The following is a 10,223-nucleotide window of genomic DNA, read 5'->3' on the forward strand; positions in this document are numbered from 1 at the left end:
CGTTACTTCCTTTCCTCTTAACTGCTGTATCTGATAATCAAAAGCTCAAGGCTCATGCTATCATTCATTCTTCCTGTCTTGACTGCTTCTTCCGCTTCCACACAGGCTCTTAAGGCTGCCCTCAGCTCTTCCTCTGAAAAGCCGTCTGCCTGCGCCATATATTTCCCGGCTATAAAGGCAGGCAGGCCTACCTTTTCCCCGACCGCCTTATTGGCATACCCCTTTTTCTTCAGCTCCTTCACCTGCAGAAGAAGGTTAAACTGTCTTGCTACCAGAAACAGGATCCGCATGGGCGGCTCCTTCAGTGCCACCAGCTCATAATAAAGAGAAAGCGCCCTTTTCTGCTTCTTCTCTGCGATAGCTCCTACCATATCAAAAATGTGACTTGTCAGCTGCTTCACACAGATGGCATCCATATCACTGCCGGTGATCTCCGGTCTGTCAAGACAGTAGCAGAACAGCTTCTCAAGCTCCCTGCTGATCGTCTCCATATCAGTACCTGTCATCCGTATCAGGTGATCAACTGCCTGTCCGGAAATTTCCTTGCCTTCCTTCCTGACTCTGGATACGATCCATCTCTTTAAGACTGCTTCCTCCTGTACCTTGAATTCTGCCACATAGCCGGCATCCTTTACCGTCTTGTAAAGTCTGCTTCTCTTATCCGCTTCTGCCTCCACGAAAACGAAATAGGTGCTTCCGGTATCACCCTTCAGATAATCCGCCAGTTCTTCACCACCGCTTTTAAAAAGACCGCTGTTTTCAAGGAGGATCAGCCTCCGCTCTGCAAAAAAGGGAAGCGTCTCGGAAAGATCAATGATCTCCCCTGTGGAAAGCTCCTTTCCCTCATGGTAATAATAGTTCATGGTATCATCACCGATGATGGCTTCCTTCAGTCTGTCCCTGTACTGCTTCCGGAGATAGGCCTCCTCACCGCAGAGAAGATAGCTCTTTTTCAATTGTCCTGTCTTGATATCATCATTGATCCTCTGCATGTGCCCTGCCTTCGAAAGTCCTTACAAAATTCTACCTTCTCAGTTTATCACATCCTCACCGGGAATCAATTCTTTTTTCGCCTCCCTGATCGTATTTAGTCCTCCGGCACTTCGATCCTCTGATTAAACTGATCCAACAGCAGGGCTGCCACAATACCGACTGCCAGGCAGAGCAGATTATTCACGCAGGAAAAAGCGCTCACCGTAAAGCTCCTGAAGGGAATGATCACAAGTGTAGCTGCCATGACGATTCCGACGATTCCATGAAATACCATGGCATAATGATGCTCCATCAGCACCGTCACTGCCCTTGCCAGCAAAAGCACAGTAAGAAGTGCCCCGATCCCTGCCGGGATCAGAACCGCCATGTCCAGTCTCCCGATCCCATCCACAAGCGGCGTATACAGTCCCAGCGGCATCAGCAGTGTGGAAAAGCTCATACCGGGTGCGATCACGCTTAACGCAATACAGAAGCCGCAGAACAGATACCAGCCAAATGACGGTGCTATGGTAACCTGAATGATCTGCAATAAGGTCAGCAGTATCAGGATCATTCCAAAGCAGACCACTGTCATCAGCAGATCACTCTTTTTTCTTCCCTTTTTCCCTGCCTCCCGAAAGAGTGATGGCAGCATACCGCCGATCAGCCCTACAAACAGACAGACAGACGGATCCGGATATCTGGTGAGCAGAAAGCCAAGTATCCTGGCTACCACCACAAATCCAAAGCCTCCGCCAAGGATCAGTGGAATCAGCATCCGGTAATACCTTTTCATGGCTGATCTCGGATGGGAGAGCAGTTCCATAACAGGCTGGTAAACCCCAAATACCACACTTAAGACACCTCCTGAGATCCCTGGCAGCACAGCTCCAAGGCCGATCAATGCTCCCTGCAGAAAATGCAGCAGCAGAAAGGAGGTCTGACCCTTAGTTCCATGATTTTTCTTTTTCTGATTCATACATGTACGTCCCCTTTTCCGGGTTCCTTACCCTGCAGTCATTATACAGGATACTATATGTATTTTCCTGCAGATTTATGAATCTGTACATTTTCTTATCAGGAAATGCAAAGGACCAAAGTCACCTTTAGTCCTCTGCGCGTTCCCTGTATATACTTTTCACGTACCGGAAGGTGCGACCGTCTTCTGCCCGGTACAGGCCGCTGGGATAACCGGTCTCATCATGGTAATCTCCATCCGGTCCCTGTCCCATCACAAGATAAATTGCTCCGTTCTCTTCATAAACCTCCTCCGGCATAATGAAGGGACAGTAGGTGGTATCATCAGAAAGGGGAATCTGCGGCTCGCTGATCTCCAGTGCCTGAAAATATCTGCCTCCGTCCTCTGTGATATAAAAGCTTCCAAGGCTCCCGCCGCTGTAGGCAAGTCCGGCATAGCCGGTCTGCCCTCTCCCTTCTGTTTCCTGATCAGGAAAGGTAATAAAAAGTGCTTCCCCACCAGAACCGTTAAAGGGATCGGTATTGACAAAGGTACATTCACCGTCCTTTACCCCGATCAGTGTATAATAGCTGCTCCCGCAGGCTCTGTCTGTCGCAAGCAGACGCATCTGTGTACCATCAGAAAGCGTGTCACTGCAGGCAGCTTCCAAAGACAGATAATAGGCTTTCTGCTCTTCTGTCACAGGAGCCGGTGTCGGCTCCTCCGGTACCGTATCAGTCTGCGCCCCGTTCTCTGATACATCAGTCTGCACCCCGTTCTCTGATACATCAGTCTGCACCCCGTTTCCTGCTTCGCCGCTCTGTGTTCCATCCAGGATCATTTCCTGCTGTCCCTTATCAAGCGGCACTGTTTTCCCATGTAATGCAATCTGTATACCGGCTGCCGGCAGCAGTAAAGCGATCAGTGTAACAATAATAACAATCCATCCGTTCTTTTTCATCCTGCAAAGTCCTGTAATCCCTTTCCTGTATACTGCAGTGCGATCCGATCCTCCGGATGGACTTCTGTCAGATACAATACGATAACAAAGAACCATTCAAGCGGCTTCATCAGCAGATACACAAGATCTGCGATCCACCTTTTCCGGATCATCCTGGCTACCGGAAATCCGTAGGTATCATAAAAATGCCGTACTCTCCGGTGAAGCTCTGGTGTCCTCTCCTCCAGAATCTGTTCAAAAGCATTGGCAATACAGAGCTGCCTGTTCACTGTCACCTCATGGCCATGGCGAATCCCCCGTCTGATGGGATGCACGATCCTTTTATCTCCACCTGCTGCCACCGTGCAGAGATAATGCTCATCCACCATAACATTTGGCGGAGCGGTCTGTGCGGAAAGCCTGAAATCGCTGGTTTCTGTAAAGGCCTTGATCACGGCATCCGGTGCCTGGCCAAACAGCAGCAGAATCAAAATCAGAATGCCAAGAAGGGGCCACATCAGCAGAAGCGCCGCTGCCGGCCAGCGCTTTGCTTCTTTTAAAAGATGGTTGACAGTCCCAAGGAAAGGAACGCTGTCGATCTTACTGCTTCTCTCTGGATCCTCCCTGTACTCATCCATTTTCACAAGGATCATCCGTGCTGTGATCAGAAAATAATTCAGGGGAACCAGTACCAGATACAGATCCATCCAGTCCGCATATACCTGCCAGGTAAATATCACAAGCAGAGCACCTCCAAGATAAACTGCTGCCATGGCAAGCACAGTAACAAGCGGTGGTGTTTTTGAAGCGTCACTGACCTTTAAGATCAGAAACCCGGTCAGCGCCACGCAGGCAATCACGAGTATCGTCAGTACTGATCCCGTATAGATCGGTGCGTGCATCTCTGCATTGATCAGCTGCTCCTGCCAGTCTGCACGGAATGAGATGCTTTTTCCCAAAAAAAGATAAAGCAGCTCATAAAAAAAAGCCAGCAGCATAACATAGAAATCATAGAAAAGCGGGTCCGGCTGTCTGATTACTGCTGCTTCTCCTGACATTTCTTCAGCTTTCTGCCTGGTACGACTGTACATCCTGCTGATCAGCAGATAGACCTCATAGGCTGTCAGGAAAAATGGATAGCATAGAAAAGGTCCATAAAACAGACATCCCATAAAGAGATAACTTAATTCCGGCATTCCATCTCCTGCTGCCACACTCAGCACAACAGCTCCAAGCGATCCCAATATCATCGATCCTGCGATCTGTCCGATGTAAACAAATTTCCTGTTCTTTTTCATATACAGTCTCCTCCCGGTGCCTGTCAGTTTCAATGTAACTGTACTATAACATGTTATCCTATGTTCAGCAATAAATTGCATACACCAATTGGAGGTCAATTTCCACTCAAACCATATTGCTCTGTCTTTTTCTTTGATGCTTTATTCAGCATTTTTTCATGACTATCAGCCAAATTTTTAGACTTTGAAATAATCTCTCAGCTTTTCTTGATTTTGTCTGACTAATATGCTATTCTTAAACAGAGGAAAAGCCAGAGAAACGGCCTACCCTCAGTTGTTTAAGCTTTTATGTACAGCCGTCGACTACTGGGAATAGTTGGCGGCTATTTTCTTCCCTTGAAGATTGCATAACACAATCCAATAAGGGTAACAATGAACATACTGAACTCTATAAGCTCTGAATATGTAACCATTGGCATCGCCCTCCTTTCTTTTGTCCGGAGGGATTAGCCCCTCCATAATAGAGGGTGGCCGCCTTTGCTCTCTGACTTTCCTTAATTGGCATTATATCAGTTCTTTTCCAGACTGTAAACCGTAATGCATCAATAAATCTATCATCATTTTTTCATTATATTTCCCCTGCTAGATTCTCTCTAAAATCTTTGCATTCATGTCATCATATGAATTCCAGAACTCATTTCGAATCTGAATTCCTGTATAGGTAAACAATTGCTTAATTTTATTAAACCCTTTATTTCCACTCTTCCTTCAAAAACTTCATCGTATCCTCAAAGGCCTTTTCCCTGCTTTCGTCACACGCCTGCGGCTGCTTTCTCTCCACCCGGAAAAGCTTTGCGGTCAGTGGCTTTGCCGGACAGAGATAATGACTGGCTGTTCTGTAATGCAGATGCCTGTACGGATAGACAAAGTTCTTTTCCTGAAGCCGCTTCATTACCTTTTTGCAGATATCCTCCGACGGAAGCAGTACAGTACAGCACAGCCTGCACTTAACATCAGCACAGCCACCTTTTTGGCTACATACTCCCTGTACCATTCTATAGCATTTTCAACCAGTTCAAGTGGAATCCCCTGCAGCTTATCCGGCGCTCCAGGTACATCCCGGTAAGCAACCGCCATTACATTGATTCCGGCCTCGTAATATTTTCCCGTACACATTTCAGTCAGCATATAGCTTCCCACCGATCCGCCAAATACGATCAGCACTTTTCCCGGATAGTTATCCTTTTCCGGCTTATAATAGGTTCCATGAAATCCGTTCTTTTCAATGGTAAAGGTTTTTTCCGGCGTATATTTTGTCGGTTTTTTCATTCTCTGCACAGCTTTTTTCAAAAATGATCTACAAAATTTTTCGGGTTCTATTTTCTTTTCCTTATCACGATCATCCATGCCACCAGTATGATCAGCGCGCCAAGGCTCATATTGGCACAGGCTGTTCCGTTAAAGAATGCACTGGTTCCCAGTTTTCCAAATCCATTGATCAGAATCTTGAAAAGAAGAGGATTCAGGATCCACATCCAGCCCGGAAGCGGTGTTTTCTTTTTTGCTATGATATAAATAAGCATGATAACATTGATAAGATAAAAGGCAAAAAAGACAACAAAACAGGGGATCAGATATCCGCCCTGTTCCTTTAGGATCATGAACAGTATATCCCCACTTTCTGTTCCTGTTTCCAGTGCCTTTTTCATACCTGTTACCAGATAACAGCATATGATATGGATAGCTCCGCCAAATGCCACATACCCATAAACAGAAGCCTTATACCATCTGGCGGCTGCACTTTTCCGATCCTCCATCATCTGATACAGCGCATAATAGCCAAAAGCGGTAACCGGTATTCCTACAAAGCCAAAGAACCCTGCCAGTCCTATCCTCGTATAGGAAATCTTTTCTGCTGCCATGAGATACTGGGAAATGGCTCCTTCTGCTCCGGTCGAATCCACGCCAAGCAGCAGGAAATCCCCGATCATGGTAATCACTGCTCCTGCGATTCCATACCATAATAACTGCGTAATTTTTCTTTTCTGTTCCTTTTTCATTCCATCCTCATTTCTTCGTTCTTCTGTTCTTCTCGGAAAGGAAGTTTCTTCTCAGACTTTGCCAGGTGTTTTTCTCTTCTTCTCCTTATAAATTTTTTCTGTCAAGAATGGATTCTCACACTTCATGTGGCAGTCTTATGGTACCCATTCTTTTGTATATATGAAAATAACAATATGTTTTTATTCATCATTTCACACAGTGAAAATATACCATCGATCCATCAATGTGGAGGTCGATCTTTTTATACATTTCCCTCAGAATATCTCTCAGTTCTTCCTCATTCTGGAATGGCGGAGAAAACCAGCCTTTCTTTGCAAGAATATTTTTTACAAGCCAATCCGTTCTTTTGGATTTACCTTTGATATAGAAACAGGCAATAAAAGCACCGCCTGGTTTCAAAACGCGCCATATTTCCTGAAATGCCTTTTTCTTATCGGGAAAGGCATGAAATCCATTCATAGACAGTACAATATCAAATGTTTCATCGTCCATTTGCAAATTTCCAACATCACCCTGAACACACCTAATATGTCCATGCCCATTAAACCTTCTCTTAGCCTGTTCAAGCATATCCATACTATAGTCAAGACAGGTAATATCTGCATTTTTCAGGGACTTCCATTTGTGTTCCGTAAATACAGCCGTTCCAACCGGAACATCCAGAAGATTTCCTGAAAAATCGTCAGGAATATACGATAAGACCTTTCGCGCTATATCATTGTCATCAGTACCACTCCAAAACAGCCTGATATACATTCTGCTAAAAAAATTCCCCTGAGTAAGAACACCGTCATATATATTTTTTGATGATTCATAAGCGTTTCGTATTTTGTCTGCCATAATGCACCTCCAAATTCTAATTCATTAAATCCAGCATATTTATTGTGTATAACGTCTCAACCCTGTCAATCCGGATAGCTGCTGACAATAACATTATGCGGAATCTAAAGTTCTCTGCCTGTTTTCTGTGTAAACTCTCCCCTCCTTTTGTCACAAAAAAACAACACTGGTTAGTTTTTTCTAACCAGTGTTATTCTAACATAATGCAGATCAAAAATACATCCTTTTTATGTAATTAGTCTGCTCTCTGATGATCCCTGAAGAAAGCGATCGTTTCCTGAAGATCTGCCTCATCCTCAAACAGATCCAGCTTCTTTGCCACTTCTATGGCAAAATCCACATAACCATTCGCCCTTGCCGTGATCACCTGCTCTGAAACTGCCACATCAAGATCTGCAACGTGCGTGGAAATAATCCCCTCAAGGATTCCCGCGTGCTCCAGTACATCCACTCCTGCACAGATCCCTGCAAGAATTCCGCCCTGTTTCTTCACCCTTCGGAGAATATTCCACACTTCTTCCCTGTCAATTTCTTCAATATCCCCGCCGGGAATAATAACTAACCCGGTTTCCTTCGGCTTTATCTGTGAAAGGGCAGATTCCGGGCAGATCCGGTAACCTTCTGTTGCTCTTTTTTCGTCACCATCCAACGAAACAAAGAGTACCTCCTGTCCAGTCACACTCAGGAAATAATTCAGGATCGAGATTTCATAAATACAGCAAGTATTATATAAAAGTACGACGTTTTTCATTGTTCTCCTTTCTGTCCTGATCCTCATATTTTGTACTGCATGAAATTATCATTATGTTCAATAAAAATATCCAGTTCTCTTTCTGTCAGATTTTTATAAATTATTTCCATCTTATTCCCCATTCTGCTTAATCAGCTTCCCTTTTACAACCCATCCTGCTCCTACTTCCTGATAAAGTTCTGATCACCGGAAGGAACTCCCTGTTCATCCGAAACATACCGCTCCACATTCATATGCAGATCATATTTTTCACGCAGTTTCATAATTTCCTTCATCATCGGAGAAGCATGATGCAGATCAATCGCCTCCTGATCTGTCCAGCTGTCAATCAGAAGCACTGTTTCCGGATCCGAAACCGGATAAAAAAACTCATATTTCAGGTTTCCCTTTTCCTGTCTGCACTGCTCCACTGTACCACTTACAAGCATCTCCTGTGCAAATCTTCTGGCTGCTCCATTTTCCCCTGAATAATAAATATTCACTGTTATGCTCATTGCTTTCTCACTCCTTTTCTGCCTTTGTATGCCTCTTTTCCCACTGTTCCTTTGTCATATAATTTGTATGCCCGACCCGCACTTCATTCATCAGGGGAACCGGTACTTCGCTGCAGGTATGATGATAAAGAAATCCCACCTTTTCCTGCACTCTCTCCGACTTGCTGTTCCTGTCATAGTAACCGCACCAGATGATATTCATGCCAAGGTCTTCAAACCCATGGCGGAGCATTTCTTCCGCTGCCTCCGGCATATATCCTCTTCCCCAGAATGGTTTTCCAAGCCAGTAGCCCAGTTCACATTCATCATTCTGCTCCGTCATATCTGTATGTCCGTTCAGCTTCAATTCAATCGCACCAATCACTTTCCCACTTCTCTTTTCACATATCGCATAGCACTCTTCTCCACAGAATACATTTCTGATCACCTCACGGCTTTCTTCTATACTTTTATGAGGCGGCCATCCCGCAATCGGACCAACATCCGGATCACTGGCATATTCGTACAGGCTTTCAGCATCTGTTTCCTCCCATCTTCGTAAAGTCAGTCGTTCTGTCTGTAATGTCATGATTTTCTTCTCCCTTTTTCATTTCTGGTTCCTGTTTCATTTATTCTATCATGTTATTTTCTGTCCTTTTTCCTGTTAAGAATGGATTGCACGCGCTTCGTGTGGCAGTCTTATTATATCATGAAACACTGCTTCATGTACTCTTATACTTTTAAAAACAGCTTCACATGAAATATTCTTTAATGAGCATTTCCACCTGATCAATTGGCAATGGATGATCCTTAGTTTCATAGGTAAGAATCAGGTTCACTGATGGGATAATTCCATTATCACAATATATTTTTATTTTCTGGCAGGCTCTGTTCACATAATCATAATCATCCATCAATCCAAAATGCTCCCAATAAAAAAATTCACCTGTCAGCGGGTGACGAATCGTAAAATCCGGATACAATACCATATTTTCAAAAACTAGTTTATCCTCATACCGAAATGGAATTCCTGCACTGTACAGCATCTTATCTATGATTGCCTCTGACTTGGATCGAAGCATTTTCCCCTGTGTTCCTTTCACAATAAGATTTTCCGGATACCCGGTATTTTTTTCAAACTTTTCCTTCATCCAACCTTCCAGTTCCTTACTTATCTGTTCATACTGTCCACCCAGTAATCGTTCATACTCCGCATGTTTCATTATCTTTTCTGACAGATTTTCATTGGTTTCCGCCATATGAATATATTTCTGACAGGCTGATAATTCTCTTTTCAGATCTGTCCTGCGTAACTGGTGATACTTTTTCTGCGCTAATTCCTGGGCAAGTTTTCTTTCTCTCTTTGGCAAATATATGGACTGCTTTCTGTTTTTTAAATACCACTTATACCGTCCACTGTTTCTTGTACAAATCAGTTCACCTGCCGGCCAGTTCTTTTCCATCTCTTCTATTTGTTTTAATTCCCCTTCTATATGTCGTACCCGCTTTTTTATTTCCTGATAGTTTGCAAACATACCTTCTCTTCCTTTCTCCTTTGCTCCCGGCGGGGCATCACTGCCTGTTTTTCTCTTCCATGCCCCGCCTGGTCTTACTTTTCCCGCTTTTTCTCTTCTTTCCTGCTCCAGGCGGGGCATCTCAGCCCCTTTTTCTCTCCCATGCCCCGCTCAGACTTACTTTTCCCGCTTTTTCTCTTCTTCCCTGCTCCAGGCGGGGCATCTCAGCCCCTTTTTCCTTCACATGCCCCGCTCAGACTTACTTTTCCCGCTTTTTCTCTTCTTTCCCGCTTCCGGCGGGGCATCTCAGCCCCTTTTTCCTTCACATGCCCCGCCTAGACTCACTTTTCCCGCTTTTTCTCTTCTTCCCTGCTCCCCGCTGGGCATCTCAGCCCCTTTTTCTCTTCCATGCCCCGCCCGGACTCACTTTTCCCGCTTTTTCTCTTCTTTCCTGCTCCAAGCGGGGCATTCCAGCC

At 44.7% G+C, this 10,223-nt stretch carries 14 protein-coding genes; all 14 read right to left on the reverse strand.

Annotated features, from left to right (window positions below):
- Positions 1-17 precede the first annotated feature (17 nt).
- Positions 18-992: a DNA polymerase III subunit delta gene (gene holA, locus WJQ40_RS09090; RefSeq protein ID WP_337539479.1), complete on the reverse strand. Its 975-nt coding sequence runs from the start codon at positions 990-992 to the stop codon at positions 18-20.
- 95 nt (positions 993-1,087) lie between these two features.
- Positions 1,088-1,951, reverse strand: a complete 864-nt coding sequence (locus WJQ40_RS09095) for a DUF368 domain-containing protein (protein WP_337539483.1) — start codon at positions 1,949-1,951, stop codon at positions 1,088-1,090.
- A gap of 127 nt (positions 1,952-2,078) precedes the next feature.
- Positions 2,079-2,891: a hypothetical protein gene (locus WJQ40_RS09100; RefSeq protein ID WP_337539486.1), complete on the reverse strand. Its 813-nt coding sequence runs from the start codon at positions 2,889-2,891 to the stop codon at positions 2,079-2,081.
- Positions 2,888-4,168 (reverse strand): DUF6688 family protein, encoded by a 1,281-nt coding sequence (locus WJQ40_RS09105; RefSeq protein ID WP_337539488.1) that lies wholly within the window; start codon positions 4,166-4,168, stop codon positions 2,888-2,890. The genes WJQ40_RS09100 and WJQ40_RS09105 overlap by 4 nt, the downstream gene beginning before the upstream one ends.
- Positions 4,169-4,491: 323 nt before the next feature.
- Entirely contained in the window at positions 4,492-4,587 is a 96-nt protein-coding gene (locus tag WJQ40_RS09110) for a putative holin-like toxin (RefSeq protein ID WP_337402636.1), read from the reverse strand.
- Positions 4,588-4,750: 163 nt separating this feature from the next.
- Positions 4,751-4,846: a hypothetical protein gene (locus tag WJQ40_RS09115; RefSeq protein ID WP_262574749.1), complete on the reverse strand. Its 96-nt coding sequence runs from the start codon at positions 4,844-4,846 to the stop codon at positions 4,751-4,753.
- Between the two features lie 13 nt (positions 4,847-4,859).
- Positions 4,860-5,060, reverse strand: a complete 201-nt coding sequence (locus WJQ40_RS09120) for a hypothetical protein (protein ID WP_337539491.1) — start codon at positions 5,058-5,060, stop codon at positions 4,860-4,862.
- Positions 5,060-5,437 carry a hypothetical protein gene (locus WJQ40_RS09125; RefSeq protein WP_337539493.1) on the reverse strand — a complete coding sequence of 126 codons (378 nt, stop codon included), beginning with the start codon at positions 5,435-5,437 and terminating at the stop codon, positions 5,060-5,062. Before WJQ40_RS09125 ends, WJQ40_RS09120 begins: the two co-directional genes overlap by 1 nt.
- A 47-nt stretch (positions 5,438-5,484) precedes the next feature.
- Positions 5,485-6,168: a DUF6796 family protein gene (locus WJQ40_RS09130; protein WP_337539496.1), complete on the reverse strand. Its 684-nt coding sequence runs from the start codon at positions 6,166-6,168 to the stop codon at positions 5,485-5,487.
- Between the two features lie 187 nt (positions 6,169-6,355).
- Complete coding sequence (locus WJQ40_RS09135; protein WP_337539499.1) at positions 6,356-7,009, reverse strand: class I SAM-dependent methyltransferase; 654 nt, start codon at positions 7,007-7,009, stop codon at positions 6,356-6,358.
- A 235-nt stretch (positions 7,010-7,244) separates the two neighbouring features.
- Positions 7,245-7,760 carry a DJ-1/PfpI family protein gene (locus tag WJQ40_RS09140; protein WP_337539502.1) on the reverse strand — a complete coding sequence of 172 codons (516 nt, stop codon included), beginning with the start codon at positions 7,758-7,760 and terminating at the stop codon, positions 7,245-7,247.
- 161 nt (positions 7,761-7,921) lie between these two features.
- Positions 7,922-8,254 (reverse strand): putative quinol monooxygenase, encoded by a 333-nt coding sequence (locus WJQ40_RS09145; RefSeq protein WP_262574577.1) that lies wholly within the window; start codon positions 8,252-8,254, stop codon positions 7,922-7,924.
- A 7-nt stretch (positions 8,255-8,261) separates the two neighbouring features.
- Positions 8,262-8,822: a GNAT family N-acetyltransferase gene (locus tag WJQ40_RS09150; protein ID WP_337539506.1), complete on the reverse strand. Its 561-nt coding sequence runs from the start codon at positions 8,820-8,822 to the stop codon at positions 8,262-8,264.
- Between the two features lie 163 nt (positions 8,823-8,985).
- Positions 8,986-9,888, reverse strand: a complete 903-nt coding sequence (locus tag WJQ40_RS09155; RefSeq protein ID WP_337539509.1) for an ATPase — start codon at positions 9,886-9,888, stop codon at positions 8,986-8,988.
- Positions 9,889-10,223 lie beyond the last annotated feature (335 nt).

This window comes from Suilimivivens sp., from assembly GCF_037359455.1.
Lineage (GTDB): Bacteria > Bacillota > Clostridia > Lachnospirales > Lachnospiraceae > Suilimivivens > Suilimivivens aceti.

Excerpts from the sequence above, each read along its gene's own strand:
- holA (WP_337539479.1), bottom strand. The coding sequence starts at position 992 with ATGCAGAGGATCAATGATGATATCAAGACAGGACAATTGAAAAAGAGC.
- WJQ40_RS09095 (WP_337539483.1), bottom strand. The coding sequence starts at position 1,951 with ATGAATCAGAAAAAGAAAAATCATGGAACTAAGGGTCAGACCTCCTTT.
- WJQ40_RS09100 (WP_337539486.1), bottom strand. The coding sequence starts at position 2,891 with ATGAAAAAGAACGGATGGATTGTTATTATTGTTACACTGATCGCTTTA.
- WJQ40_RS09105 (WP_337539488.1), bottom strand. The coding sequence starts at position 4,168 with ATGAAAAAGAACAGGAAATTTGTTTACATCGGACAGATCGCAGGATCG.
- WJQ40_RS09110 (WP_337402636.1), bottom strand. The coding sequence starts at position 4,587 with ATGCCAATGGTTACATATTCAGAGCTTATAGAGTTCAGTATGTTCATT.
- WJQ40_RS09120 (WP_337539491.1), bottom strand. The coding sequence starts at position 5,060 with ATGAAGCGGCTTCAGGAAAAGAACTTTGTCTATCCGTACAGGCATCTG.
- WJQ40_RS09125 (WP_337539493.1), bottom strand. The coding sequence starts at position 5,437 with ATGAAAAAACCGACAAAATATACGCCGGAAAAAACCTTTACCATTGAA.
- WJQ40_RS09130 (WP_337539496.1), bottom strand. The coding sequence starts at position 6,168 with ATGAAAAAGGAACAGAAAAGAAAAATTACGCAGTTATTATGGTATGGA.
- WJQ40_RS09135 (WP_337539499.1), bottom strand. The coding sequence starts at position 7,009 with ATGGCAGACAAAATACGAAACGCTTATGAATCATCAAAAAATATATAT.
- WJQ40_RS09140 (WP_337539502.1), bottom strand. The coding sequence starts at position 7,760 with ATGAAAAACGTCGTACTTTTATATAATACTTGCTGTATTTATGAAATC.
- WJQ40_RS09145 (WP_262574577.1), bottom strand. The coding sequence starts at position 8,254 with ATGAGCATAACAGTGAATATTTATTATTCAGGGGAAAATGGAGCAGCC.
- WJQ40_RS09150 (WP_337539506.1), bottom strand. The coding sequence starts at position 8,822 with ATGACATTACAGACAGAACGACTGACTTTACGAAGATGGGAGGAAACA.
- WJQ40_RS09155 (WP_337539509.1), bottom strand. The coding sequence starts at position 9,888 with ATGCCCCGCCTGGAGCAGGAAAGAAGAGAAAAAGCGGGAAAAGTAAGA.